General features: G+C 71.2%; 24 protein-coding genes. 2 read left to right on the top strand and 22 right to left on the bottom strand.

Annotated elements, in window-relative coordinates:
• The first annotated feature begins 57 nt into the window (after positions 1–57).
• Positions 58–2,175, top strand: coding sequence for a BTAD domain-containing putative transcriptional regulator (locus DDE18_RS11105; RefSeq protein WP_116572322.1), 2,118 nt, complete (start codon positions 58–60; stop codon positions 2,173–2,175).
• Between the two features lie 128 nt (positions 2,176–2,303).
• Positions 2,304–2,594, top strand: coding sequence for a hypothetical protein (locus DDE18_RS11100; RefSeq protein ID WP_116572321.1), 291 nt, complete (start codon positions 2,304–2,306; stop codon positions 2,592–2,594).
• A gap of 10 nt (positions 2,595–2,604) precedes the next feature.
• On the opposite strand, the gene DDE18_RS11095 is transcribed toward DDE18_RS11100, so the two are convergent.
• The 22 genes from DDE18_RS11095 to hisS all read right to left on the bottom strand — a co-directional run bounded on the left by DDE18_RS11095 (position 2,605) and on the right by hisS (position 26,826).
• Entirely contained in the window at positions 2,605–4,113 is a 1,509-nt protein-coding gene (locus DDE18_RS11095; protein WP_116572320.1) for a tripartite tricarboxylate transporter permease, read from the bottom strand.
• A gap of 3 nt (positions 4,114–4,116) precedes the next feature.
• Complete coding sequence (locus DDE18_RS11090) at positions 4,117–4,668, bottom strand: tripartite tricarboxylate transporter TctB family protein (protein WP_211754508.1); 552 nt, start codon at positions 4,666–4,668, stop codon at positions 4,117–4,119.
• Positions 4,649–5,650 carry a tripartite tricarboxylate transporter substrate-binding protein gene (locus DDE18_RS11085; protein ID WP_116572319.1) on the bottom strand — a complete coding sequence of 334 codons (1,002 nt, stop codon included), beginning with the start codon at positions 5,648–5,650 and terminating at the stop codon, positions 4,649–4,651. The genes DDE18_RS11090 and DDE18_RS11085 overlap by 20 nt, the downstream gene beginning before the upstream one ends.
• 140 nt (positions 5,651–5,790) lie before the next feature.
• On the bottom strand, positions 5,791–6,222 hold the full coding sequence (locus DDE18_RS11080) for a type II 3-dehydroquinate dehydratase (RefSeq protein ID WP_116572318.1): 432 nt from the start codon (positions 6,220–6,222) through the stop codon (positions 5,791–5,793).
• Positions 6,219–7,334: a 3-dehydroquinate synthase gene (gene aroB, locus DDE18_RS11075; RefSeq protein WP_116572317.1), complete on the bottom strand. Its 1,116-nt coding sequence runs from the start codon at positions 7,332–7,334 to the stop codon at positions 6,219–6,221. The genes DDE18_RS11080 and aroB overlap by 4 nt, the downstream gene beginning before the upstream one ends.
• A complete protein-coding gene (locus tag DDE18_RS11070; protein ID WP_116572316.1) occupies positions 7,331–7,834 on the bottom strand; it encodes a shikimate kinase in 504 nt (167 codons plus the stop codon). The genes aroB and DDE18_RS11070 overlap by 4 nt, the downstream gene beginning before the upstream one ends.
• 13 nt (positions 7,835–7,847) lie before the next feature.
• Positions 7,848–9,026, bottom strand: a complete 1,179-nt coding sequence (aroC, locus tag DDE18_RS11065; protein WP_116572315.1) for a chorismate synthase — start codon at positions 9,024–9,026, stop codon at positions 7,848–7,850.
• 40 nt (positions 9,027–9,066) lie between these two features.
• On the bottom strand, positions 9,067–9,825 hold the full coding sequence (locus DDE18_RS11060) for a prepilin peptidase (protein ID WP_116572314.1): 759 nt from the start codon (positions 9,823–9,825) through the stop codon (positions 9,067–9,069).
• A 14-nt stretch (positions 9,826–9,839) separates the two neighbouring features.
• The gene (locus DDE18_RS11055; RefSeq protein ID WP_116572313.1) at positions 9,840–10,670 is read right to left on the bottom strand and encodes a shikimate dehydrogenase; all 831 of its coding nucleotides are present in this window, start codon (positions 10,668–10,670) and stop codon (positions 9,840–9,842) included.
• On the bottom strand, positions 10,670–11,806 hold the full coding sequence (gene mltG / locus DDE18_RS11050) for an endolytic transglycosylase MltG (protein ID WP_116572312.1): 1,137 nt from the start codon (positions 11,804–11,806) through the stop codon (positions 10,670–10,672). Before mltG ends, DDE18_RS11055 begins: the two co-directional genes overlap by 1 nt.
• Positions 11,799–12,260, bottom strand: coding sequence for a Holliday junction resolvase RuvX (gene ruvX, locus DDE18_RS11045; RefSeq protein WP_116572311.1), 462 nt, complete (start codon positions 12,258–12,260; stop codon positions 11,799–11,801). Before ruvX ends, mltG begins: the two co-directional genes overlap by 8 nt.
• Positions 12,261–12,279: 19 nt before the next feature.
• Entirely contained in the window at positions 12,280–14,982 is a 2,703-nt protein-coding gene (gene alaS, locus DDE18_RS11040; RefSeq protein ID WP_116572310.1) for an alanine--tRNA ligase, read from the bottom strand.
• The gene (locus DDE18_RS11035; protein ID WP_116572309.1) at positions 14,982–15,245 is read right to left on the bottom strand and encodes a DUF6167 family protein; all 264 of its coding nucleotides are present in this window, start codon (positions 15,243–15,245) and stop codon (positions 14,982–14,984) included. Before DDE18_RS11035 ends, alaS begins: the two co-directional genes overlap by 1 nt.
• Entirely contained in the window at positions 15,242–15,832 is a 591-nt protein-coding gene (locus DDE18_RS11030; RefSeq protein WP_116572308.1) for a hypothetical protein, read from the bottom strand. The genes DDE18_RS11035 and DDE18_RS11030 overlap by 4 nt, the downstream gene beginning before the upstream one ends.
• Positions 15,833–15,876: 44 nt before the next feature.
• Positions 15,877–17,226, bottom strand: coding sequence for a replication-associated recombination protein A (locus tag DDE18_RS11025; protein WP_245916603.1), 1,350 nt, complete (start codon positions 17,224–17,226; stop codon positions 15,877–15,879).
• A gap of 45 nt (positions 17,227–17,271) precedes the next feature.
• Complete coding sequence (locus DDE18_RS11020; RefSeq protein ID WP_116572475.1) at positions 17,272–18,450, bottom strand: ABC transporter ATP-binding protein; 1,179 nt, start codon at positions 18,448–18,450, stop codon at positions 17,272–17,274.
• Between the two features lie 20 nt (positions 18,451–18,470).
• Positions 18,471–19,520 (bottom strand): ABC transporter ATP-binding protein, encoded by a 1,050-nt coding sequence (locus tag DDE18_RS11015; RefSeq protein ID WP_116572307.1) that lies wholly within the window; start codon positions 19,518–19,520, stop codon positions 18,471–18,473.
• Positions 19,521–19,533: 13 nt separating this feature from the next.
• Positions 19,534–20,550, bottom strand: a complete 1,017-nt coding sequence (locus tag DDE18_RS11010) for an ABC transporter permease (RefSeq protein WP_116572306.1) — start codon at positions 20,548–20,550, stop codon at positions 19,534–19,536.
• 156 nt (positions 20,551–20,706) lie between these two features.
• Entirely contained in the window at positions 20,707–22,437 is a 1,731-nt protein-coding gene (locus DDE18_RS11005) for an ABC transporter substrate-binding protein (RefSeq protein WP_116572305.1), read from the bottom strand.
• Between the two features lie 92 nt (positions 22,438–22,529).
• On the bottom strand, positions 22,530–23,534 hold the full coding sequence (locus DDE18_RS11000; protein WP_116572304.1) for an ABC transporter permease: 1,005 nt from the start codon (positions 23,532–23,534) through the stop codon (positions 22,530–22,532).
• Positions 23,535–23,692: 158 nt separating this feature from the next.
• The gene (aspS, locus tag DDE18_RS10995; RefSeq protein WP_116572303.1) at positions 23,693–25,465 is read right to left on the bottom strand and encodes an aspartate--tRNA ligase; all 1,773 of its coding nucleotides are present in this window, start codon (positions 25,463–25,465) and stop codon (positions 23,693–23,695) included.
• Entirely contained in the window at positions 25,462–26,826 is a 1,365-nt protein-coding gene (gene hisS, locus DDE18_RS10990) for a histidine--tRNA ligase (RefSeq protein WP_116572302.1), read from the bottom strand. Before hisS ends, aspS begins: the two co-directional genes overlap by 4 nt.
• Positions 26,827–26,829 lie beyond the last annotated feature (3 nt).

The following is a 26,829-nucleotide window of genomic DNA, read 5'->3' as shown; positions in this document are numbered from 1 at the left end:
CCGGGCCGGGCACCCAGCACTACCCTCGTGCGGGAGGGCTCGAGGAGGGGGTGGGGCATGTCCGCGGACTCGCCAGAGGTCGCGCCCCAGCCCAGCGACGCCGGGCTGACCGCGACCGCACTGGCCGCGGTCCCCGACGACGCGCTGCTCGAGACGCTGTGCACGCCCCCGCCGATCGCACTCGCCGGGCTGCTCGCGCGCGACTGGGAGCGCATCGCGGCGAGGATCGCCCGGCCGGACGGCACCCACCCCACGGCGTACGCCTGGCGTGCTGCGTTCGCGCTCTACTGGCTGGGACACTCCGACCTCGCCACCGAGGAGCTGGCCCGGGCCCGGGTGGAGCACGGCGACGTACCGTCGGACCTGGCCGAGCTCCAGGCCGTGACCGCCTCCCTGGCCTGGCAGCAGGGGTATCCCGACAAGTGCCGCGCCGCGATCGCCGAGGCGCGCCGCCTGCTGGCCATTCACCCCCACGACCGAGCCCTGGCCGGCGTCTGGCACGCGGAGGCCCTGCTCGCCGCCTCGGACGGGCGGCGCAGCGACAACGCCCGCGCCTACCGCGCTGCCCGGGACTATGCCGAGCGGGCGGGGGACGTGCTGCTGCAGGTGCGCACCGAGAACAACGTCGCCAACAGCGAGGTCGAGGAGGGCCGGTACGCCGAGGCGGTGAGGCGGCTCCAGCACGCGCTCCAGCTCAATGCCGGCACACCCGACGTGAGCGGTCGTGCGCTCCTGAGGGAAACCCTCGCCTGGGCGCTCACCGGTCTGGGCCGGCTCGACGAGGCACTCGTCGAGGCCCAGAAGGCGCGCGACGGCTGGATCGCCGTCGAATCGCCGATGGTGGCCCTCGCGTGGCTGCGCGAGGGACAGATCCAGGCCCAGCGCGGCAACCTCGCCCAGGCGGCGCTGGCGTTCCGTGAGTCGGCAACGGAGGCCGAGCGCTCCAACGACCTCGACACCGTGCTCGGCGCGCGCACCGGGCTCGCCCAGGTCACCCTGGGAGAGGACCCGGCGCGCGCCCGCCGGCTGGTCGAGCGGATCCTGGACGACCGCGCCGTGCTGGGCCACGTGGCCGCGACCTCCATGGCCGGCTGGATCGCGCTCGGCGTGGGAGACGAGGCAGCCGCGAGGAGGTACGCCGCGCGGGCGCTCGCTGAGGCGAGCAGGCGCCACGACCAGGCGGCGATCGCCGACCTCCTCGAGCTAGCGGCGCTGGCCGACGGCGCCCCTGCGCAGGACCCTCGCCTGCAGGAGGCCGCGTCCATCTGGACCAGCACCGGCAACGAGGTCCGCGCGGCGGTCAACGCGGCGGTGGTGGCCAGCCTGGCCGGGCGCCCGCTCGAGGTCGGGCTGGCCCGCGAGCGCCTGCGGACGCTGGGGGTCCACGCGGACGCCTGGACCGCCGCGGGACCGCTGCGCTCGGTCGGTGCCGGGCCGCGTCACCCCGTGCAGATCCACGCCCTCGGCAGCTTCGTGGTCTACCGCGACGGCGTGCCCGTGACCTCGGCGGACTGGCCGTCCCGCAAGGCACGGGCCCTGCTCAAGCTGCTGGTGGGGGCCGGACCGGCGGGGCTGACCCGCGACCACCTCTGCGAGCTGCTGTGGCCGGGCGACCCCGCGGGCGGGAGCAAGCTGTCCGTCGCACTCTCGCAGCTGCGGTCGGTGCTCGACCCCGAGCGGAGCATCGACCCGGACGCGTTCGTCCGGGCCGACCGCCAGGCGGTCCGGCTCGACCTCGACCTCGTCTCCGTCGATGTCGAGGAGTTCCGCGCCGCGGCCGAGCAGGCGCTCGCCGCGGCGGCGGCCGGGTTGGACCGGGCCGCGGACCTGCTCACCGCGGCCGCCGCCCTCCACAGTGGGGCGTTCCTGGCCCAGGACCTCTACGAGGACTGGGCCGCCGAGCCCCGCGAGGCGATCGAGCGGCTCGGCGCGGAGGTCGTGCGCGCCCTGGTCACGCTGCTCGCCGCGGGCGAGGCCCCGGCGGCCGCGCTGCCCTGGGTCGTCCGCCTGCTCGGGCAGGACCCCTACGACGAGCCGATGCACGTCCTCCACGTGCAGCTGCTGCACCGCGCCCGGCGCCACGGCGAGGCACGGCGCGCCTACGCGTCGTACGCCGCGAGGATGGCGGAGATCGACACGCCGGTCGAGCCGTGGGAGGGCGTCGTCGCGCCCTGAGCCGAAGCCCACGCAGCGCGGGCCGCAAGGTTCCTTCAAGGGTTGCTCAGTCCCCTCCGGGCACGCTGGCGTGCGCCGGGTGGACGGGGCAGTCCCCTCTCGGGCCTGGCGACCTACGGAGGGAACGCATGAGCATCACCGCCCGCATCGGCCCGGCCCACCTGGACCCGGCGCGAGCGACCCTGCGTGCCTGGCGGGCCGCCCTCGGCCGCACGCTGCGGGCCGCCGGCTCCCTGCTCGTCCTCGCCGCGGCGGCGGTGGCGAGCGTGGCCGCGGTCCTCTTCGCGGGGACGGCAGTCGCCAGGCTCGACGGAGCCGTCGTCTGGCTGCTGATCTCGGCCGCGACCGTCGTGGCCTCGGCCCTCGGGCACCGGTGGCGCTCCCAGGACGCCGGCCCGGAGCAGTACGTCGTGCGCTGAGCGCCGCGCCTCACTCCTCCTCGACGAAGACCTCCTCGCGCTTGCGGCGCACGGCCGGCAGCGCCACCACGATCAGGGCGAGCGCCGCCAGCGCCAGCAGGCTGGCGGAGACGGGCCGGGTCAGGAAGGTCATCGGGTCGCCGTGCGAGAGCAGCAGCGCCCGGCGCAGGTGCTGCTCCAGCAGCGGGCCGAGGACGAAGCCGAGCAGCAGCGGCGCCGGCTCGCAGCCGCACCGGACGAGCACGAAGCCCACGAGGCCGAAGAACGCGATGGCGAGGACGTGGAACGGGTTCTGGTCCAGGGCGTAGGTGCCGATGCTGGCGAAGACCACGATCGAGGGGAACAGCACGGCGTAGGGCACGGTCAGCATCCGCACCCAGAGCCCGATGAGGGGCAGGTTGAGGAGCACCAGCAGCAGGTTGCCGACCCACATCGAGGCGATCAGGCCCCAGACGAGCTCCGGCTCGCGCTCCATCACCGCCGGGCCTGGGACGATGCCCTGGATGATGAACGCGCCGATCATCAGCGCCATCACCGGGTGCGCCGGGATGCCCAGGGTGAGCAGCGGGATGAACGACGTCTGCGCGGCCGCGTTGTTGGCCGACTCCGGCCCCGCGACGCCCTCGATGGCGCCGCGCCCGAAGGACCGCGGGTTGTTCGAGACCTTCTTCTCGACGGCGTAGGAGGCGTACGACGCGAGCACGTGGCCGCCACCGGGCAGCACGCCCAGGACCGACCCCACGCCGGTGCCGCGCGCGATCGGCCCGGCGATCCGCCGGAAGTCCTCCCGGCTGGGCCAGAGGTTCGTCACCTTCTCGACGATCTTCTCGCGTCGCTCGGGGTCGTGGAGGTTGCGCAGGATCTCGGCCACGCCGAACACGCCGACCGCGACCGACACGAAGTTGAGCCCGTCGTAGAGCTCGCGCTCGCCGAAGGTGAACCGCGGGGTGCCGGTGAACTGGTCCTGGCCGACGGTCGCCAGCAGGACGCCGAGCACGATCATCGCCACCGCCTTGAGCGGCGACCCGGCGGCCAGCGTGATCGACATGATCAGGCCGAGCACGACCAGGGAGAAGAACTCCGCAGACCCGAAGCCGAGCGCGACGTTGGCCAGCGCGGGCGCGGCCACCGCGAGCACGAGGGTCGCGAACGTGCCGGCGATGAACGAGCCGATGGCCGCCGCAGCGAGGGCGGGACCGGCCCGCCCGGCCCGCGCCATCTCGTGGCCGTCGATGGCCGTGACTGCCGACGACGACTCCCCCGGCAGGTTGATCAGGATCGCAGTCGTGGACCCGCCGTACTGCGCGCCGTAGTAGATGCCGGCCAGCATGATCAGCGCGGCGGTGGGGTCGTCGAAGCTGAACGTGATCGGCAGCAGCATCGCCACCGTCGCGGTGGGGCCGATGCCGGGGAGCACGCCGACCGCGGTCCCCAGCGCCACGCCGATGAGGCAGAACAGCACGTTCTGCCACTGGAGGGCCGTCGACAGGCCGAGGCCGAGGTTGCTGAGCAGGTCCATCGCTCAGCCTCCCAGCCACTCGCCGAGCAGCGCGAGGCGCAGCTGCAGGAGCACCACGAAGATGACCAGGCTCACCACGGTGAGGCCCACGGCGATGACGAGCGCACGCGCGACGGTCATCTCCTTGGCGGCGAACGGCACGATCAGTGCGGTGCCGAAGGTCGCCAGCACCAGGCCTAGCCCGTCCACAGTGAAGGCGAAGAAGACGAGCGCCGCCGTGGTCGCGACGATCGGCCGCCAGAGGACGGCGGCGAAGGCCAGGCCCTCGTCGCGACTCTCGCCGTCACTGCGTGCGGGCGTGTCGTGGTGCGACAGGTCCGGCGCGACGTAGGCCTTCACGACGATCGCGACGCCCAGGGCCACCAGGATTCCGGCCACGACGAGCGGGAAGTAGCCGGGACCCATGTTCAGCAGCGACCCGCGGTCGTAGCCCAGCGCGGCCACCGCGAAGGCGAGACCGAAGGCGGCGAGGACGAGACCGGCGATCAGGTCGGCACTCGACCGGGGGCGCAGGCCCCCGGTCGAGCGATCTGCCTCACTCGGCCTGGATCCCACTGAGGACCTCGCTCCACTTGTCGATCTCCGCCGACAGCAGCTCGGAATGCGCGTCCGGAGTGGCCTGGTCCTGCGCCACCGGCGCCGTGCCGAGGTCGGCCATCTGGTCGATCACGCCCTGGTCCTGCAGCGCCGTCTGGAGCGCAGACGTGAGCTTCTCGACGATCTCGTCGGGCGTCTCGGCGGGGACGTAGAGCCCGTGCCACACGGTGACCTCGAGGTCCGGGAGCCCGGCCTCGGCCGCCGTCGGCAGGTCGGGCAGGCTCTCGACCGGCTCGGGCGTGGTGACGGCGTAGGCCTTCACCGTGCCCTCGCTGATCTGCTGGCTGGTGTTGGTGGTCTGGTCGCACAGGAAGTCGACCTGCCCGCCCACGAGGTCCTCCATGGCGGGGCCGGTGCCGTCGTAGGGCACCTCCTGGACCTCCACCCCCATCGCCTGCTGCATCAGGACGCCGCACAGGTGCGAGGCCGAGCCGATGCCCGCGTTGGCCAGGGTGACCGTGTCGGCGTTCTCCTCGACGTAGGCGGCGAGCTCCTCGAGGGTGGTCGGCTCGAAGTCCTTGCGGGCGATCACCGTCATCGGCACCTCTGTGACCAGCCCGACCGTCTTGAAGTCCTCCTCGGGGGCGAAGTCCAGGTCCGGGTAGAGCGTCGGTGCCGTCGACATGCCGATGTGGTGCATCAGCACGGTGTAGCCGTCGGCCTCGGCCTCGGCGACCTGCCCGGCCGCGACCGTGCCACCGGCGCCCTCGACGTTCTGGACGACGAGCTCGACGCCGAGCTCCTCGGCCATCGGCTCGGTGATCAGCCGGGTGACGGTGTCGGTCGGGCCGCCGGCCGCGAACGGCACGATGATCTCGATGTTGTCCTCGGGGTAGTCGGCGGGGTCCCCTCCCCCTCCGCCACAGGCCGCGAGCAGGCTGAGCGGGGCCAGGGCCGCACCGAAGCGCAGCAGGCCGGCCCGGCGTCCGGATGTCGCCATGGGGTTCTCCGATCTGGACGATGCCGTGGGAACAGGTGTGACCTGACTCACAAGGTAGCGTCGCGCCGGACTCCCGTCATTCCCCCCGCGGCGTGTTGCGCGTACGAAGAGCGGGCGGATCCGTTCGGTGACCGGTCGGGCTAGCCGCGGGCGAGGAGCTCCAGCGCCTGCCGGTAGCCGTCGATCCCCTGCCCCGCGATCGTGGCCACGGCGTGCGGCTCGACGACCGAGGCGTGGCGGAACTCCTCGGGCCGCTGCTTCGGCTCGGAGATGTGCACCTCCACCAGGGGCGCGGTGAGCTGGGCGCAGGCGTCGAAGAGCGCGTAGGAGTAGTGCGTCCAGGCGGCCGCGTTGAGGACCACGGGGATGTTGTCGTCGGCGGCCGCGTTGAGCCAGTCCAGCAGCTCCCCCTCGTGGTTGGTCTGGCGGACCTCGACCTCCAGGCCGAGCTTCTTCCCCCAGTCCACGCAGAGGTGCGCCAGCTCGGCGTGGGTGGTGCGGCCGTAGACCTCGGGCTGCCGCCTGCCGAGGCGGCCGAGGTTGGGGCCGTTGAGCACGAGCACCTTCGTCACCGCGCGTCCCCCCGGATCGCGTCGTACGCCGCGCGGAGGTCGTCCTCCGACGGGCCGGCCAGCACCCGGGGCCGGGCGAGGTCGTCGAGCACGACGAAGCGCAGCTGCGACCCGCGCGACTTCTTGTCGACCTTCATCGCGGCGTGCAGCTCGTCGAAGCCGGCGGCGTCGTAGGTGGTCGGCAGGCCGACGCGCGCGAACGCGGCACGGTGCCGCGCGACCAGGGCGGAATCGAGGCTGCCGGCCCGCGCCGCCAGCTCCGCGACGTACACGCACCCGATCGCGACGGCCTCGCCGTGGCGGACGGTGTAGCCGCTGGACCGCTCGATCGCGTGGGCGAGAGTGTGGCCGTAGTTGAGGACCTCGCGGCCGGGATGGCCGTCACGGCCCCCGGTCTCCTTGAGGTCCTCGACGACCACGTCGATCTTGACCTGGATCGCCCGCTCCACCAGCTCGCGCAGCACCGGCGAGGTGGCGTCGAGCGTGGCGGGGTCGGTCTCCTCGACGAGGCGCAGGATCTCGGGATCGGCGATGAAGCCGCACTTGACGACCTCGCCGAGGCCGGAGACCAGCTCCTCCCGCGGCAGGGTCTCGAGCAGGGCCAGGTCGCAGAGCACCCCGGCGGGCTCGTGGAAGGAGCCCACGAGGTTCTTGCCGGCACCGGTGTTGATGCCGGTCTTGCCGCCCACCGCGGCGTCCACCATCGCGAGGACCGTCGTCGGGACGTGCACGACCCGGACCCCGCGCAGCCAGGTGGCGGCGACGAAGCCGCCGAGGTCGGTGGTGGCGCCGCCTCCGAAGGTCACGACGGCGTCCGAGCGGGTGAACCCGGACTCACCGAGCGCCTCCCAGCAGTCCGCCGCGACAGGCGCGGTCTTGGCGGCCTCCCCGTCGGGAAGGCCGAGCGCCAGCACGTCGTAGTGCTCGACGAGCGAGTCCACCACCGGCTGGACAAGCTCGCCGAGGTCGCCGGCGTAGAGCACCGCGACCCGCTGGACCGACTCCCCGAGGATGCCGGGCAGGCGGTCGGCCAGGTGGTGCCCCACCACCACGTCGTACGGCGAGGCGCCGCCGACGTGGAGGACGGTCTCGGTCGGGCGGGACTCGGTCATGCCAGGGCCTCCAGGATCTCGGCCGCCACCTCGTCGGGGCTGCGGCCGTCGGTGTCGACGACCAGGGTCGCGACCGACTCGTAGACGGGGGTGCGCTCGTCGAGGAGCACCTTGACGCGCGACCGGACGTTGCCGAGCAGCAGCGGCCGGCCGACGCCGAGGCCGACCCGCTTCACCGCGTCGGTGAGCCCGACCCGGAGGAACACGACCTCGTGTCCGGCCAGGCGGGCCCGGGTCTCCTCGGCCAGCACCGCTCCGCCCCCCAGGGCGAGGACGCCCGGGTGCGTGGCCAGGGCCTCGGCGACGGCCTCGCGCTCGAGGGCGCGGAAGTGGTCCTCGCCGTCCTCGACGAAGATGTCGGAGACCGACCGGCCGGTCCGCGCCTCGATGTCGGCGTCGGTGTCGCGCACGGGCAGCCCCCACGCATCGCCGAGCAGCCCGGCGACCGTGGTCTTGCCGGCCCCCATCGGACCGACGAGGACGACCCTCGGGCCGGTCATCGCAGGCGTCCGGTCATCGGAAGCGGAGCGTGTCGAGGTAGGACTCGGCGTTGCGACGGGTCTCGCGCACCGAGTCGCCGCCGAACTTCTCCAGCACCGCGTCGGCGAGCACCAGCGCGACCATCGCCTCGGCGACGATGCCGGCGGCCGGGACGGCGCACACGTCGGAGCGCTGGTGGTGGGCGACCGCCTCCTCGCCCGTGGCGACGTCGACCGTGCGTAGGGCCCGCGGGACGGTCGCGATCGGCTTCATCGCGGCACGCACGCGCAGGACCTCGCCCGTGGTCATGCCGCCCTCGGTGCCGCCCGCGCGACCCGACGTACGGCGCAGGCCGTCCGGCGTCGGCACGATCTCGTCGTGCGCCAGCGAGCCGGGGGTGGCCGCAAGCGCGAAGCCGTCGCCGACCTCGACGCCCTTGATGGCCTGGATGCCCATCAGCGCACCGGCGAGACGCGCGTCGAGGCGGCGGTCCCAGTGCACGTGCGACCCCAGGCCCGGGGGAAGGCCGTGCACGACGACCTCGACGACGCCACCCAGGGTGTCGCCGTCCTTGTGGGCCTGGTCGATGCGCTCGACCATCGCCTTGCTCGCGTCGGGGTCGAGGCAGCGCACCGGGTCGTCGTCGAGGCGGGCCACGTCGCCCGGCTCGGGCACGGACCCGTCGGGGGCGCGGACGCCGCCGAGCTCGACCACGTGGGAGACGACCTCGGCCCCGCAGGACTGGTGGAGGAAGTGGGACGCGACCCGGCCGAGGGCCACGCGCGCAGCGGTTTCGCGGGCGGAGGCGCGCTCGAGGATCGGGCGGGCCTCGTCGAAGTCGTACTTCTGCATGCCGACGAGGTCGGCGTGTCCCGGGCGGGGCCGGGTCAGTGCGGCGTTGCGGGCCAGGACGTCGAGCTCGGCAGGGTCGACGGGGTCGGCCGACATCACCTTCTCCCACTTGGGCCACTCGGTGTTGCCGACCTGGATGGCGACCGGGCCGCCCTGCGTCTCGCCGTGGCGGACCCCGCCGATGATCGTGACCTCGTCCTGCTCGAACTTCATCCGTGCGCCGCGGCCGTAGCCGAGGCGGCGACGCGCGAGGGCGTCGGAGATGTCGCCGGAGGTGACGCGGACGTGGGCGGGCAGGCCCTCGAGGATCGCGACCAGCGAAGGGCCGTGGGACTCGCCCGCAGTGAGCCAACGAAGCATGGCCGCAGTCTTTCACGCGGGCTCTGACGGCCCGACAGCGTCAGCCGTACGTGGACGCCCAGACCTGGGCACCGAGAGCGACGCCGGCGAGGGCGCCGACCAGCATCCACGGCCCGAAGGGAGGGTTGTAGCCCGGGCCCCTGCGCCGGAGGCGCTTGACGAGGAGCCCCCCGACGCCGCCGAGCAGGAAGCCGGCCCAGAGCCCGACGGCCAGCTGCCCCCAGCCGAGGTAGCCCAGCACGAGCCCGAGCACCCCGCTCAGGCGGACGTCGCCATAGCCCATGCCCCGCGGGTGGAGGAACCACAGCAGGAAGAAGAAGCCGCCGGCCAGCAGCCAGCCGATGCCGGCCCGCCAGATGGCAGCCGTGTCGCCCGAGAGCAGGCCGGCCGCGACGACGGCGGCGACCACCACGCCGTACGTCGGGGCGATCAGCCGCGTGGGCAGGAGATGGGTGCGCCAGTCGATCACCGCGAGCGCGACGCCGACGGGCACGACCGGGAGGGCCACGAGCAGGGGCCAGTCGAGGCCGACGACAGCGCCGACCAGGGCGCCCGCCACGGCCGCGGCGAGGGCTGTCTTCCAGGCGAGCCCGGGCAGGCGGGCGATGTCGGCGTAGGGCTCCTTGGGCCCGTACGGGTCATCTGGGGCGTCCGCCTCGATCGCGGCGGCGCCTGCGTCGAGCGACGCGTCGGGCTCGGAGTCCGGCTCAGGGAGCCGACCGACCAGGGTCGGGACCCACGCTCCGCCGAGCCCGCAGACGGCGGCCGCTGCGAGCGCCGCGACGAGCTCCTGGGTCATGGCGAGCACCCTACTCAGTGCGCACGGGCCTCGAGGGCCGCTTCGCCTGCCTCGCGCATCGCCTGGAGCGGCGCCGGCCGGCCGGTGAAGAGCTCGAACTGGAAGGCCGCCTGGTGGACCAGCAGGTCGAGGCCGCCCACCAGCGGCCGGCCTCCGGCCGAGGCGGCCAGCGGCGTCGGCCACGGGTGGTAGAGCACCTCGAAGAGCACCGGCACTGCCCCGCAGCGCGCCACCAGCTCCTCGGTCTGGGCCTCCACCGGCACGGTGCTGACCACGATGTCGGCCTGGAAGGGATGCGGCTCCCCCAGCAGGCTGACGGCGACCTCGGGGGCGGCGGGATGGCTGCGGAGCGCCGCCACCGTCTCCGCGGCCCGCTCGGGCACCCGGACGACCAGCTCGACGCGGCGTGCGCCGAGGTCGGCCAGGGCCAGCCCCGTCGAGGTGGCAGTGGCGCCGCCGCCGAGCACCACGGCCTGCTCCACGGGCACGTCCGTGCGCTCGCGGATCGCGGCGGCGGCACCCGGAATGTCGGTGTTGTCACCCTCTCGGCCCGCGTCATTCAGCACCACGGTGTTGGCGGCACCCGCCAGCCGCGCCCGCTCGGTGAGCGAGTCGACCAGGGGCACGGCCTCCCGCTTGAGCGGCATGGTCAGCGACAGGCCACGCCACGCGTCCGACAGGCCGTCGAGGAAGGCGCTCAGGCCACCTGCCGGCACCCGGTGCGCGTCGTACTGCCAGTCCAGGCCGAGCGCGGCGTAGCCCGCCCGGTGCAGCACCGGGGACAGCGAGTGGGCGATCGGGTCGCCGAGCACCGCGCACTGGCGACGGGCCGCGGTGTCCGTCATCAGCAGGCGTCGGAGGTCGTGCAGTACTCGGCGTACTCGTCCTTGTACTGGAGGAACTCGTCGTAGGTCTCGGCGAACTTGGTCTCACCGGTGGCCAGGTTGACGGTCACGTAGTAGTACCAGGGGCCCTCGGCCGGGTTGGCCGCGGCCTCGATGGCCGCGTCACCCGGCGCCTCGATCGGGGTCGGCGGCAGACCCGGGCGGGTGTAGGTGTTGTAGGGCGTGTCCTGCTGCAGCTGCTCGGTCGTCAGCGCGACGCCGAGCTCCTGGTCGAGGCCGTAGTTGACGCTGGCGTCGATCTGGAGCAAGCCGTTGGTGCCGCCCTTGTCGCCGGGCCCGTCGAGCCGGTTGTAGATGACGCGCGCGATCTTGGGCATGTCGTCGCCGCGGCCCTCGGCCTCGACGAGCGAGGCGATGACCATGAGCTCGGCGGGGGTCTTCCCCAGCTCCGCCGCCCGCTCCTCCAGGCCGGCCTCGTCGGCGGCCTGGCGCCACCGGTCGACCATCGCACTGAGGATGTCGGCCGGCTTGTCCTTGGGCCCGATCTCGTACGTCGCCGGGAAGAGGTAGCCCTCCGGGTTGCCCTCCGCGTAGTCCGGCAGGCCAAGCGCCTCCGTGTCCTCCAGCGCGGCCTCCCAGCGACCTGCGGGCCACGTCGTCTCCTCCGCCAGCAGCTCGACGACGTCCTCGACCCGCATGCCCTCGGGCACCGTGACGGTGGACTTGATCTGGTTGGCGGGGTCGAGCAGCACCTCGAGCGCGTCGGCCGCGGGCATCTCCTTCTGCAGCTCGTAGAAGCCGACCTGGATCTTGGCCGAGTCGGGCTCCGCGGCCGCGGCGTCGAGGAAGGCCTGCACCGAGGCAACGACACCCTCGGCCTTGAGGTTGCGGCCCATCTCGGCGGCGGTGTCGCCTTCCTCGACCTCGAAGGTCACCCGGCCGGTGCCGGGGCCGGGATAGTCCTCGGCGCTCTGGAAGCGGTCGGCGACCAGCTCGACGCCCTTGGTGAGCACGAAGTAGAAGCCGCCGAACAGGACGGCGAGCGCGACCACCACGGCCAGGCACCCCGACGGCGACCGGCGCTTCTTGCGCCGGCGACCGCTCTCGACCCGCGGCTCGTAGTCCAGCTCACTCATCCTCGACCTCGACGATCTCTCCGGGGGCGACTCCGGTCGCCCGCTCCGTGTCCAGCGCGTGCTGCAGGATCAGCACCGCTGCAGCCTGGTCCACCACCGCGCGTCTGCTGGCTCCCTTCCGACCCCGGTCGCGCAGCATCGACTCGGCCGAGACGGTGGTCAGGCGTTCATCACACAGCCTGACAGGCACCGGTTCAACCAGGCGCGCCAGCCGAGCGGCGAACTCGCGCACCTTCACGGCCGCCGGCCCCTCGCCGCCCGACAGCGACCGGGGCAGGCCGACCACGACCTCCACGGCCTCCAGCTCGGCGACCAGCTGGCAGAGGCGGCGTACGTCGCCCTTGCCGCGCCGCAGCGTCTCGACCGGGGTCGCCAGGAAGCCCGAGGGGTCGCTGCGCGCGACGCCGATCCGGGCGTCGCCCGGGTCGATCCCGAGCCGGACTCCCCAGCGCACGGCTAGGCCCGCCCCACCGTCACGCGCTCGCCATCCGGGCGACCTCGGCCTGGACCACGGCCAGTGCCTCGTCGAGGCGGGAGGCGTCGGTGCCGCCGCCCTGGGCGATGTCGTCCTTGCCGCCGCCCTTGCCGCCGACGATCGGACCGACTGCGCGGACCAGCTCGTTGGCGCTGATCCCGCGCGCACGGCCCTCGTCGTTGACCGCGGCGACAACACTGACCTTGCCGTCCGCGGCACCGATCACGACGACCGCGCCGGCCTGCCCCTGCGGCAGCCGGCCACGGACGTCGAGGGCGAGGGTGCGCACGTCACCGCCACCCGCGCCGTCGACGCGGTGGGCGACGAGCTTGACCCCGGCCACGTCCGTCGCCCCGGCGGCGAGCTCGCCGCCGGCAGCCAGCAGCTGGCCGACGCGGACCTTCTCGATCTCCTTCTCGGCGGTCCGCAGCTTCTCGACCAGGTCGTGGACCCGCTCGGGCAGCTGCTCGGGGCGCACCTTGAGCGCCTCGGAGAGCTGGGCGACCAGCACGTGCTCCCGGGCCAGGAACCGGTAGGCGTCGGCACCCACGAGCGCCTCCACCCGGCGTACGCCGGAGCCGATGGACGACTCCCCCAGCAGCTTGACCACGCCGAGGTGGCTCGACCGCGGGGTGTGCGTGCCGCCGCAGAGCTCGCGGGCCCAGTCGCCGACGGAGATCACCCGGACCTGGTCGCCGTACTTCTCGCCGAAGAGCGCCATCGCGCCGGACCTCACCGCCTCGGCCTGGGACATGTACTCCGCCTCGACCGCGAGGTCGGCCAGCACCAGGTCGTTGACCCGCGCCTCGACGTCGGCCATCACCGACTGGGGAACGGCGCCGGTGGCGGAGAAGTCGAAGCGGAAGCGGCCGGGCGCGTTCTCCGAGCCCGCCTGGGTCGCGGTCTCGCCAAGCGCCTCGCGGAAGGCCTTGTGCACCATGTGCGTGGCCGTGTGTGCGCGGGAGATCGAGAGCCGGCGCTCGGTGTCGACGCGGCCCTGTGCGTGGGTGCCGACGCTCACCTCGCCCTCGAGCACCCTGACCTTGTGCACGATGAGGCCGACGATGGGCGACTGCACGTCGTAGACCTCGACGACGGCGCCGGTGTCGAGCTGGATCACGCCCTGGTCGGCGAGCTGGCCGCCACCCTCGGCGTAGAACGGCGTGCGGTCGAGGACCAGCTCGACCTCCTCGCCGGCAGACGCGGTCGGTACGACGGCGCCGCCGACCACGATGCCGCGGACCGCGCCCTCGGAGACGACCTCGGTGTAGCCGGTGAACTCCACCTTCTGGCCCATCGAGTCGGCCACCTCGCGGTAGGCCCGCGCGTCCTGGTGGGTGCCCTTCTTCGCCTTGGCGTCGGCCTTCGCCCGCTCGCGCTGCTCGGCCATCAGCCGCCGGAAGCCGACCTCGTCGACGCTGAGGCCCTGCTCGGCCGCCATCTCGAGGGTGAGGTCGATCGGGAAGCCGTAGGTGTCGTGCAGGGCGAACGCCCGGTCACCCGAGAGCTGGGTGCCGCCGGACTTCTTCACCTCGCTGGTGGCGAGGTCGAAGATCTGCGTGCCCGCCTTGAGCGTCTGGCGGAACGCGTCCTCCTCGGCGTAGGCCACCGTGGAGATGCGCTCCCAGTTGGCCAGCAGGTCGGTGTAGGTCTCGGCCATCCGGTCGCGCGAGACCGGCATCAGCTCGGGGAGCGCACGGTCCTCGAAGCCGAGCAGGCGCATCGAGCGGACCGCCCGGCGGAGCAGCCGGCGCAGCACGTAGCCGCGCGCCTCGTTGCCGGGGGTGACGCCGTCGTTGATGAGCATCATCGAGCTGCGCACGTGGTCGGCGACGACACGGAGGCGCACGTCGTCGTCGTGCTGCGCGCCGTACTTCTTGCCGGTCAGCTCCTCGGCCCGCTGGATCACCGGGAACATCACGTCGATCTCGTACATGTTCGCCTTGCCCTGGAGCAGGTAGGCGACCCGCTCGAGGCCCATGCCGGTGTCGATGTTCTTCTTCGGGAGCGAGCCCGCGATGTCGAAGTCCTCCTTCGACCGCACAGCGGAGAGCTCGTCCTGCATGAAGACGAGGTTCCAGATCTCGAGGTAGCGGTCCTCGAGCTCGGTGGGCATCGCGATCCGGTCGGTGGTGGTGAACTCACCGTCGGGACCGAACTCGGGGCCACGGTCGTAGAGGATCTCCGAGCACGGACCGCCCGGGCCGGGCACGCCCATGGACCAGTAGTTCTCCTTGGGGCCGAGCTTGACGATCCGCTCGGAGGGCAGGCCGGTGACCTTCATCCAGAGGGCGAGCGCCTCGTCGTCTCCGTGCAGGATGCTCGGCCACAGCCGGGACTCCTCCAGGCCGAACCCGCCGTCCGCGACGGGCTTGGTGACCAGGTCCCAGGCCAGCTCGATGGCGCCTTCCTTGAAGTAGTCGCCGAAGGAGAAGTTGCCGCACATCTCGAAGAACGTGCCGTGGCGGGTGGTCTTGCCGACGTCCTCGATGTCGGGGGTGCGGATGCACTTCTGCACGCTGGTGGCGCGCGCGTAGGGCGGGGTCTCCTGGCCGAGGAAGTAGGGCTTGAAGGGCACCATCCCGGCGTTGACGAACAGCAGGTTGGGGTCGTCGAGCAGCAGGGGGGCGGAGGGCACGACAGTGTGGCCGGCCGCCTCGAAGTGGGCGGTGAAGCGGCGGCGTACGTCCGCGGTGTCCATCAGGGGGTGCCTTCCTTGCGTGCGGGTCGAGCGGTGAGCTGTCGGTGTCCAGTGGGCGGGAGGCCGAGCCGCTCGCGCAACTCGGTTTCCTTCTCCGCCTGCCCGGCGGCCACCTCGTCAGTGAACAGCCGCGCGCCGAGCGCGAGGGCGCGGGCGCGGTCGCGCAGGCCGTCGGCGGTGAGCGCCTCGGCAGCGCGGCGGCCCCGGACCACGGTGTAGATGCCCGCCCCGGCCCCGGCGACGAACCAGAAGCCGCGCCTCATGCTGCGCTGTCCTCCCCGCCCGGGCAGTCGGCGGGCTCGTCAGCGAGGGCGGCCCGCTGGCGGGCCTCCCACTCGCGGATCGCCTGGCGCTGGTCGGCCTTGCGCTGCTTGCGGGAGCGCTTGACCTCCTGCTTCATCTCGAAGCGGATGCGGTTGCGCTGCTCGGGCGACAGCGCACGCCGCAGGCCGTGGGCGAGGCCGGCCGCCTTGATCACGGACTCGCGGGCGACGATGTCGGCGAACAGCCGGCCGTCGATGCGTCCGGCGACGGCAGTCGCGGTCTCCTCCTCCGGCTCGCCGAGGTGGGTGATCACGAAGCTGGGCTCCGGCGCGGGGCTCGGCGACTGCGCCATATCAGGCTGCGCCGTATGGGGCTGCACGGGCGCGGGCGCCTCCGCGGCCGGCGTACGACGCACGTGGGCGGCCTCGAGGTCGGCGAGCCTGGCCTCGGCGACCCTCGTCGCGGCCTGCGCGGACTCGCTCTCCCGCCGCGCCCCGGCGGCGATGCGGGTGGCCACGAGGGCGAGCAGGAACGACACCAGCGCAATCGCGCCGACGACGGCCATCAGGACCTGCTCACTGCTCACCCGGGAGACCCTATAACCCGCACCTGAGGGCGCACCCGCCGCTCTCACTTCCCACGGATGATCCGGCGGACCCGCTCCCAGCGCTCCTTCACGGCGGCCTCGGCGCCGATCTCCTTGGGCCGGTAGTAGGCGGCGTCGGCGAGGACGTCGGGGAGGTACTGCTGCTCGGCGATGCCGAACGGCTCGTCGTGGCTGTAGGTGTAGGTCGCGCCGTGGCCGATCTTCTTCGCTCCCGCGTAGTGGGCGTCGCGCAGGTGCGCCGGCACGGAGCCGATCTTGCCGGCGCGCACGTCGGCGATGGCGGCCCCGATGGCGATGGTCACCGCGTTGGACTTGGGGGCGACGGCGAGCGCGAGGGTGGCGTGGGCGAGGGTGAGCTGGGCCTCGGGCATGCCGATCAGCTGCACCGTCTGGGCCGCGGCGACGGCGGTCGGGAGGGCGGTGGGGTCGGCCAGGCCGATGTCCTCGCTGGCCAGGATCATCAGCCGCCGGGCGATGAACCGGGGATCCTCCCCCGCCTCGATCATCCGTGCCAGGTAGTGCAGTGCGGCATCGGCGTCGGAGCCCCTGATCGACTTGATGAAGGCGCTGACCACGTCGTAGTGCTGGTCGCCCTGCCGGTCGTAGCGGACCGCCGCCCGGTCGACGGCCGTCTCGGTGGTCTCGAGGTCGATCGTGTCGAGTCCCTTGCTGGCCGCGGCGCCGGCGGCCGCCTCCAGGTAGGTGAGCGCGCGCCGCGCGTCACCCCCGGCGAGCCGGACGATGTGCTCGCGGGCCGCGTCGTCGAGGGCCACCGAGCCGGCCAGGCCACGCTCGTCGACGAGGGCCTGGTCGACGACCGCGGAGATGTCGTCGTCGGTGAGGGCCTCCAGCCGGAGCAGCAGGGACCGGGACAGCAGCGGGGAGATGACGGAGAAGAACGGGTTCTCGGTCGTCGCGGCCACCAGGGTCACCCAGCGGTTCTCCACGCCCGGCAGCAGGGCGTCCTGCTGCGCCTTGCTGAACCGGTGCACCTCGTCGACGAAGAGCACCGTCTCCTGGCCCCCGCGGGCGAGCTCGCTGCGCGCGGCGTCGATGGCCGCGCGCACCTCCTTCACGCCGGCCGACACCGCCGAGACCTCGACGAACCGCCGCTCCGTCTGCTGGCTGACGATCGAGGCGATCGTTGTCTTGCCGGTGCCGGGCGGTCCCCACAGGAGCAGAGACATGGGCTGGTCGCCCTCGATCAGCCGCCGGAGCGGCGATCCGGGCGCACGCAGCTGCTGCTGCCCCACGAGCTCGTCGAGGGTGCGAGGGCGCATGCGTACGGCGAGGGGTGCGGCCGCGTGGGACGCCGTGTCCAGCGTCCCACGACTGCCCGACTCCCCGGCGTACTCGAACAACCCTTCGGTCACCGCGTCACTCTAGTAGGTCACCCAGGCGCAACCCAGTCACGGCCTTCAGGGCTCGACGGAGCTGCGGCCCTTGATGTCGAACCAGGTGTCCGCGAAGCCAGGCTGTGTGAAGAGCTCGGTGGGCGGACCTGCCCCGGGGTCGGGGTTGCCCTGGTCATCGACACCGAGCAGCCGCGCGGTCACCGGCTTGAACGGATGTTGGCCGAGCTCGCCGGCGAAGTGGCAGGCGACCTTGTGCCGTGGGCCGATCTGGAGGAGCGGCGGCTCTTGCCTCGCGCAGATCTCCTGGGCCAGGGGGCAGCGGGTCCGGAACCGGCATCCCGAGGGTGGGTTGATCGGGCTCGGCACATCGCCCTCGAGACGGATCCGCTCCCGACGTCCCCCGATCGCTGCCTGCTTCACGTCAGGCACGGCCGACAGGAGGGCTTGCGTGTAGGGGTGATTCGCGTGCCGATAGATCCGATCCCGCTCGCCGATCTCGACGATCTTGCCGAGATACATCACCGCAATCTCGGGACAGAAGTGGCGAACCACGGCGAGGTCGTGGGCGATGAAGAGGAACGCCACGCCGAACTCGCGCTGGATGTCCTGGAGGAGGTTGACCACCTGGGCCTGGATCGACACGTCCAGTGCCGAGACTGGCTCGTCTGCCACCAGCAGCTTCGGCTGCAGGGTGAGGGCGCGAGCGATCCCGATTCGCTGCCGCTGACCGCCCGAGAACTCGTGGGGATAGCGGTTGTAGTGCTCCGGGTTCAGGCCGACGACCTCGAGGAGCTCCTGTACGCGCGACAGAATCTGCTTCTTCGGCACCAGGTTGTGGATCGCCAGTGGTGCGCCGATGATCGAGCCAACCGTATGCCGAGGATTGAGCGACGTGTAAGGATCCTGGAAAATCATCTGGATGTCGCGGCGGAAGGGCTTCAGCGCCCGCGGCTTGAGGTTGCCGATGTCCCGGCCGTCGAAGCGGATCGCACCTCCCGTGGGCTTGTAGAGGCGCGTGATCACCCGGCCGGTCGTGGACTTGCCGCACCCGGATTCGCCGACGAGGCCTAGTGCTCCTCCGACGGGCACCTGGAAGGACACGCCGTCGACGGCCTGGACGTGGCCCACAGTCCGCCGGATGAGGCCCCCGGACTTGATCGGAAAGTACATCCGCAGGTTGTCCACCTCGAGTATCGGCTCGCCAGCGGGCGTCGCAACGGTGGACGAAGTGTCTGCGCCCATCGTAGGGATGGTCTGGTCTGTCATGACGACTCCTCCACCAGCTCGGGAGCGAGATTCGGCAGGATCTCGGTGCGGAAGACCGTATCGGGGTCGGCGAGGTGGCAGCGCTTGGTGTGATCCTCGCGGTGATGGCCCGGCAGCAACTCTGGCAGCGTGGTCCTGCACAGGTCGCCGGGCACCTTGTCCCGGTGGGTGCACCGCGGGTGGAAGGGACATCCAGACGGGGGATTCAGCAGGCTCGGGGGTGTGCCGGGGATCGGCAACAATCGCCCGCTCGTCGATGCAGTGAGGTCCGGGGCGCTCGACAACAGGCCCCACGTGTAGGGCATCTCGGGGTGCGTGAGGATCTCCTTGCAGGGTCCGTACTCGACAGCACGACCCGCATACATGACCAGGACATCATCTGCCATCTCGGCCACCACGCCCAGGTCGTGAGTGATGAGGATGATTGCGGTGTTGAAGTCTCGCTGGAGGTCCTGGAGGAGGTCGAGGATCTGCGCCTGCACCGTCACGTCCAGCGCTGTCGTCGGCTCGTCGGCAATGACCAGACTCGGGTCGTTGATCAGCGCCATCGCGATCATCGCGCGCTGGCGCATGCCGCCGGAGAACTGGTGTGGATAGTCGTTGAGGCGGCGGTCGGCCTGCGGGATGCCCACGCGGTCCAGCATCTCGACGACCCGGGTGCGCGCCGCTGACTTGCTGACCTTGTGGTGGACCAGGTAGGCCTCGGCGATCTGGTTACCGATGGTGAAGTAGGGGTGCAACGACGACAGCGGGTCCTGGAAGATCATCGCGACCTCCTTGCCCCGCCGCATGCGCATCTCCTCGTCCGAGAGCGCGAGCAGGTTGTTGCCGTCGAGGCGGATCTCTCCACTGACCACGGCATTGGTGCCGCGGTGCAGTCCGAGAATCGCCGAGCTCGACACGGACTTGCCCGAGCCGGACTCGCCCACGATGCCCAACGTCTTGCCCCGCGCGAGTCCGAAGGAGAGCCCGTCGGTGGCCTTGACCACGCCGTCGACCGTGGGGAAGTGGACCTTCAGGTCGTCGACAGTAAGAAACGCTTCCATGGTGCTCCTTCCCTCAGCCCAGCCGGACCCGGGGGTCGATGAAGGCGTACGAAATGTCGACGATGATGTTGGCGAGGATGACGAAGGAGCCGGCCAGGATGACGACGCCGATGATGGTCGGGAGGTCGTAGGCCGCGCTCGCCTGCACCGTGAGCAGGCCCAGCCCCGGATAGGCGAACACCGACTCGGTGATGATCGCGCCAGCTAGGAGGGCGGCGAAGTCGAGGCCGACCATGGTGACCAGAGGGGTCAACGCCGCGCGCAGGCCGTGCTTGAACAGCACCTTGCGCCCCTGGAGTCCCTTGGCCCGGGCGGTCCTGATGTAGTCCTCGGTCATCGACTCGAGCACGAAGGCGCGGGTCATCCGGACATAGCCGGCCATGAACACCAGCGCCAGGGTGAACGAGGGCATTAGCAGGTTGAGCATCCAAGCGGCGATGCCCCCCTCCTCGATGCTGGTGTAGGCGGGATACGGCATCACCTGCCACTTCACGGCGAGGTACTTGAGGAAGAAGACCGCGATGAAGAAGGTGGGGAACGCGTAGGCCACGAGGGTGAGGCCCACGATGCCTCGGTCCATGAACGAGCCCTTGGTGACCGCGGCCAGGATGCCGAACAGAACCCCGCCGATCAGCCACATCACGAGGGCGACGACGGCCAACGAGATCGACACCGGCGCCGCGTCCTTGACGAGCTCGTTGACGGTCCTGGCGTTGAGGTGGGAGTAGCCCAGACAGGGCGCCTCGCAGTGGGTGACCACCTCTGGGGCGGCCGCGCGTAGCTCCGGGTCCGCCGGGAAGTCGCGGCCGACGACGACACCCTTGACGAAGTTGCCCCACTGCTCGTAGACCGGCTTGTCGTAGCCCAGCGCCTTGCGCGCCTGGTCGCGCTGCTGCTCGGAGCAGTTCTTGCCGCAGGCGAACCGCGCCGGGTCAACCGGCGAGGCAAAGAACAGAGCGAACGTGACCAGGGTCAGCGCGAGCAGGAGCGCCAGGCCAACGGCGCAGCGGCGGACAATGTATGCCCACATGGATCGATCACCCTCGCAGTCTCGTGGACAGCGCGCTCGGACGCGCTGGAAGAAAGATGTGGCCGGCTGGGTCTGCCGGCACCGGGTGGCTGGGCGGGCACTGGTGGTGCCCACCCAGCCGGGGTGTTGTGGTGGTGCTGGTCGGTCAGGCTGATGTCACTCGGTGACGCCGATCAGACCGATCTCCGGGTAGGACGACGACGCGGCGGTCGTGGTGAAACCGGTGATCTTCGAGCCCCACAGCCAGTTGAACTTGGAGGTGTCGAGCGGGATGTACGCAACCTCCTCACCCAGCACAACGTCGGCCTCCTGGAGGAAGCTGGTCTGCTCCTCGACCGTGGCGGAGTTGGCCGCCTGGTCGACCAGGCTCTCGAACTCGTCGCTCTCGTAGCAGCCGTAGTCCTGGCCACAGGTGGTCGGCGAGAAGTTCGGGCGGCTGTCGAAGAGCGGCGGCAGGACCGTCATCATCGACGGCCAGTCAGCGCCCCAGCCAGCCCAACTGACGTCGAAGTCGTCGTCAGGCCGCGAGATCACGTCGTAGTAGGTGTCACCCTGGCCCTCGAGCGTAACGTCGAAGCCGGCGGCGTCCCAGCCCTCCTTGATGACGGCCATCGCCTTGTCGGCGGTGGGCGACGCGGGGTAGGCGAGCTTGATCGGATACGGCATCTCCACGCCGGCCTCCTCGAGAAGCGCCTTGGCGGCCTCAGGGTCCCCGGAGTTGTCTCCGTCGAACGCGGGGTTCGGCTGGTAGCCACTGACGCTCGGGTTGACGATGCTCTCCGCAGGAGCCGCAGCCTTGTCGCCACCGAGGGCCTTCACGTAGCCGTCGAGGTCGAGCGCGACCGCGAGGGCCTGGCGCACCTTGACGTCCTTGAGCCGGTTGAAGTTGGGCGTGAGGTACTGCGTGTAAGGCGACTCAACGTTGAGGTAGCGGTCGAGCACCGGTCCCTCGAGCTGCGCGAACTGCGACGGGACCACTCGGGCCGTCGTGATCGCGTTCTGCACGTCGGGGGCGTCGGTGATCAGTCGGTCGTTGAACAGCTCGCCGGAGGTCTCTGACGGGTCGATCTGGTAGTCGATCTGGTCCGGCAGCGCCAGACGCAGGGTCTCCGGGTCGTCGGTGGCGGGGTCGTACTCGGGATTGCGAACCAGGGTCGCGCCCTTGTTCTTCTCCCAGACGCCGCCTTCGACCTTGTACGGGCCGTTGGAGAGCACCTTCCACTGGCTCTTGGCGCCCTCGTCGAACGACTCCTTGTAGGGGTCGGTCATCATCATGCCGGCGATGGCCTGCGGGAAGTCTGCCCACGGCTTGTTGAAGCGGAAGGTGATGGTCTTGCCGTCACAGCTCACCGCCTCCTCGAAGGCCTGCTGTTGTGCCGGGGTCGCCTTGTACGGGCCTGGGTAGTCCTCCACGTCGATGTAGCTGAGTGTGTAGTTCGGGCCGCCGGTGATGAGGTCGTTGGCGAAGACGCGCGAAGTGCCGTACTGGACGTCCTCACATGTGATGTCGGTGCCGTCCTCCCACTTGACGCCGTCCTTGAGCGTGAAGGACCAGACCCTTCCCTCCTCGGAGGAGGTGCCGGTGTCGGTGGCGAGGTCAGGGACGGGTGTGGTGGCTTCCTCGGGATCCTCCGACATGGGGAAGGCGAGCAGGCCCCGATAGATGAGTCGGCGATACCACGCCAGCTGCACGCCGTAGTAGATCCGCTGGGGGTCGGATGCCTCGTACGGGAAGTGCTGGAGCACCTTGAGCGTGCCACCCGCGGTGGACGTCTCGCTCTCGGGGCCTTCGTCGGTCGTGCCGTCGCCACCGCAGGCGGCCATGAGGCTGAGCCCCAGGACCGCGGCAGCACTGGCCGCGACCGACCTCCTCAGTTTGATACCCATGTGTTTCCTCCTTGGACGTGCAGCGCGCGGTGCGGCGGCACATTCGACGACGGTGTGTCGACGAAGCTCTGGATTGATTGACCGAGCAGCGGTCACTGGTGACCCTTCGGGTCGAGCGCGTCCCGCACGCCGTCACCGAGCAGGTTGAAGCTGACCACGATGACGGCGATCAGGAACGCCGGCGAGAAGAAGTAGACGAAGTCGTTCTGCGCATAGCTCAACGAGTCGCGCAGGATGTTGCCCAGCGTGGGCGTCGGCGGGTGGATGCTCACACCCAGGTAGGCCAAGGCGGCCTCGGCCGAGACGAAGGCCGGCATGATCAGGGTGAACGTGACCAGGATGGGCGCCCACAGATTGGGAAGGATCTCCCGGAAGTAGAGCCGCATCTTGGATGCGCCGAGCAGCTGGGCGGCGTGCACGAACTCGCGCTCGCGCAACGACAGCACCTGCCCTCGGACGATGCGGGCCACCCCGGTCCAGCCGAACAGCCCGAGCACCACGATCACGTACAACGCACGCGCCGGATCGCCCGCCGGAACGCCCAGGACCTCAGTGATGAAGGCGAGGGCCACGGACGAGAGTGCCAGCAACATCAGGGTCTGCGGGAAAGCGAGGGTGAGGTCGATGATCCGGCCGATGATCGCGTCGATCCAACCGCCGGAGGCGCCCGAGACGATCCCGGCGACGACGCCGATGATGACCGCAAGCAACGTGGCCGACAAGGAGATCGCCAGCGAGAAGGTGATGCCGTACCACACCCGGGACAGCACGTCGCGACCTACGCCAGGCTCCACGCCGAGCGGGTGGTCCCACGAGATCCCGCCGAAGCCCCCGAGGGGAAGGGTGTTCGCGTCCAGCAACTCGTCGTGGGTCGTGAACGGGTTGAGCACACCCGCCTGCACCAGGAACGGGGCCGCGAGCGCCGCGAGGAAGTAGAACACCACGATGACGAAGGAGACCATCGAGAGCTTGTCCTTGCGGAACCGCGCCAGCGCCAGCTGGGTCGGCGACTTGCTGGCGACCTTGCGGTCCTCGGGAGCCTCAGGCCCAAGGTCCGTGGCAATGAAGTGGCTCTCGAGCTCGGTCCCGGTCGTCATGTCCACCTCGTCGTCTGGCAGTCCAGTCTTTGCACGCGTCGGGGATCGCCCGGGCGCCGATTCGCGACTCTATGTGACGGGCACTTCCCGAACGAGCACCACCATGTAACGATCTGGACACGACTGCTTTGGTCGATATCCGGACAGAGGTGGAAATCTCAGGGAGCAGGCGGGAGATCTGCCGCCGGGAGGGCGTCCACACCGGCTTCCTTGCGCTGCTCGGCGGTGATCGGAGCGGGCGCCGCGGTGAGTGGGTCGTAGCCGCCGCCCGACTTCGGGAAGGCGATCACGTCGCGGATCGAGTCGCTGCCGGAGAGCAGCGCGCAGATCCGGTCCCAGCCGAACGCGATGCCGCCGTGCGGGGGCGCGCCGTACTTGAAGGCCTCCAGCAGGAAGCCGAACTTCTCCTCGGCCTCCTCCTCGGAGATGCCCATGAGCGCGAAGACCCGCTTCTGCACGTCCTCGCGGTGGATACGGATCGAGCCGCCGCCGATCTCGTTGCCGTTGCAGACGATGTCGTAGGCCCACGCCACCGCGTTGGCAGGGTCCTTGTCGAAGCCCTCGACGTCCTGCGGCGAGGTGAACGCGTGGTGCACCGCGGTCCACTCGCCGTGGCCGACCGTGACCTCTCCGGCGGCCGTCGCCTCCCCTGCCGGCTCGAGGAGCGGCGCGTCGACGATCCAGAGGAAGCTCCACGCGGACTCGTCGATGAGGCCGCAGCGGCGGCCGATCTCGAGCCGGGCGGCGCCGAGCAGCGCCCGGCTGGGCTTCACCGCGCCCGCGCCGAAGAAGATGCAGTCGCCCGGCCTGGCGCCGACGTGGCCGGCGATCCCGGCCCGCTCCGCGTCGGTGAGGTTCTTCGCGACCGGACCGCCCAGCTCGCCGTCCTCCTGCACCAGGATGTAGGCGAGACCCTTCGCCCCACGCTGCTTGGCCCACTCCTGCCACGCGTCGAGCTGCTTGCGCGGCTGGCTCGCTCCCCCGGGCATCACGACGGCACCGACGTACGGCGCCTGGAATACCCGGAACGTGGTGTCGGCGAAGAACTCGGTGCAGTCCACCAGCTCCAGGCCGACCCGCAGGTCGGGCTTGTCGGAGCCGTAGCGCGCCATCGCCTCGGCGTACGTCATCCGCGGCAGCGGCGTGGGGACCTCGACCCCGATCAGCCCCCACAGGGCCGTCAGGATCTCCTCGGAGAGGGCGATCACGTCGTCCTGCTCGACGAAGCTCATCTCGATGTCGAGCTGGGTGAACTCCGGCTGCCGGTCGGCGCGGAAGTCCTCGTCGCGGTAGCACCGGGCGATCTGGTAGTAGCGCTCCATGCCGGCGACCATCAGCAGCTGCTTGAACAGCTGGGGACTCTGCGGCAGGGCATACCAGCTGCCGGGCCGCAGCCGGGCGGGCACCAGGAAGTCGCGCGCGCCCTCGGGGGTGCTGCGCGTCAGCGTCGGGGTCTCGATCTCGACGAAGTCGTGGCGGTCGAGCACCTCGCGGGCGGCCTTGTTGGCCTTGCTGCGTAGGCGCAGCGCGCTGTTCGGGCCCGTACGCCGGAGGTCGAGGTAGCGGTGCTTGAGTCGCGCCTCCTCGCCGACCTCGACATGCTCGTCGATCGGGAAGGGCAGCGGGGCCGACGGCGACAGGACCTCGACGTGGTTCGCGACGACCTCGATCTCGCCGGTGGCGAGGTTGGGGTTCTCCGCGCCCTCCTTGCGGGCGACGACCTCGCCGGTCACCGCGAGGCAGTATTCGCTGCGCAGGCTGTGGGCGACCTCCTCGTCGCGGACGACCACCTGCACCACGCCGCTCGCCTCGCGGAGGTCGAGGAAGGCCACGCCCCCGTGATCGCGCCGCCGGGCCACCCATCCGGCAAGGGTGACGGTCTGGCCGACGTGCTCGGCGCGCAGGGCGCCGGCGTCGTGGGTGCGGATCACTGGTTCTCCTTCGATTCGGTGCTGGTGATGCCGGGACGCAGGTCCGCGGCCGGGGGCGTCCAGGTGGCCGGGTCTGCGTCGACCTGGTCGCCGGTGCGGATGTCCTTGACCTGGTGCCCCTCGTCCTGGACGAACCAGACGAAGGGGATGCCACGTCGCTCGGCGAAGCGGATCTGCTTGCCGAATCTGGCTGGCGCCGGGGCGACCTCGCAAGGGATCTGTCGCGCCCGCAGGGCGGAGGCGACCGCCTGGCTGGCGGGGCGCGACTCCTCGTCGGCCAGCGCGACCAGCACGGCGCTCGGCACGGACCGCGTCGCCGTCAGGCCGGTCCGGGCAAGGAGCGGCACGACCACGCGGCTGACACCCAGCGAGATGCCGACGCCGGGGTAGGTCGTGCGGCCGTCGCTCGCCAGCGCGTCGTACCGACCCCCGGAGCAGATGGAGCCGAGCGACTCGTAGCCGTCCAGGCGCGTCTCGAAGACGGTGCCGGTGTAGTAGTCGAGTCCGCGGGCGATCGACAGGTCGGCCTCCACCCGGACCCGGTCGCTCACCAGGTCGGCGCACGACCGGACGAGCTCTGCGAGCTCGTCGAGGCCGGTGTCGAGGAGCTCGTGCTCGACCCCCAGGTCGCGGACCGCCTTGACGAACGAGTCGTCCGTCGCACGGATCGTGGCGAGCTGGAGCACCCGGTCGGCGGTGTCGGGCTGGAGCCCCGACTCCTCGACGAGCATCGCCTTCACCGTCTCGACGGGCAGCTTGTCGAGCTTGTCGACGACCCGCATCACCTCGTCGGTGTCGGTGAGCCCGAGGCCCTGGTAGAAGCCCTGGATCAGCTTGCGGTTGTTGACCTGCAGGCTGAAGCCGGGCATGCCGATCGAGCTGGGGTCGGCGAGCCGCGTGAGCGCGTCGACCATGACCCGGGTGACCTCGACGTCGTGGTGGAACGGCAGCTCGTCGCGACCGACGATGTCGATGTCGGCCTGCGTGAACTCGCGGAACCGCCCCTCCTGGGGCCGCTCGCCGCGCCACGCCTTCTGCACCTGGTAGCGGCGGAACGGGAACTCCAGCTTGCCGGCGTTCTCGAGGACGTAGCGCGCGAAGGGCACGGTGAGGTCGAAGTGGAGGCCGAGGCCCGCGTGGCCCTCGGCGGACTCCTCGTGCAGCCGGCGAAGGAGGTAGACCTCCTTGGAGGTGTCGCCCTTGCGGAGCAGCTGGTCGAGCGGCTCCACGGCGCGGGTCTCGATGCCGGCAAAGCCGTGCAGCTCGAACGTGTGCCGCAGGGTGTCGACGACCTGCTGCTCGACGAACCGCTGGGCGGGGAGCAGCTCGGGGAACCCGCTGAGCGGGGTGGGCTTGGCCAATTT

This window comes from Nocardioides gansuensis, from assembly GCF_003076135.1.
Lineage (GTDB): Bacteria > Actinomycetota > Actinomycetes > Propionibacteriales > Nocardioidaceae > Nocardioides > Nocardioides gansuensis.
The sequence above is the reverse complement of the archived record's forward strand: the minus strand, read 5'-3'. Positions and strand labels throughout refer to the sequence as shown.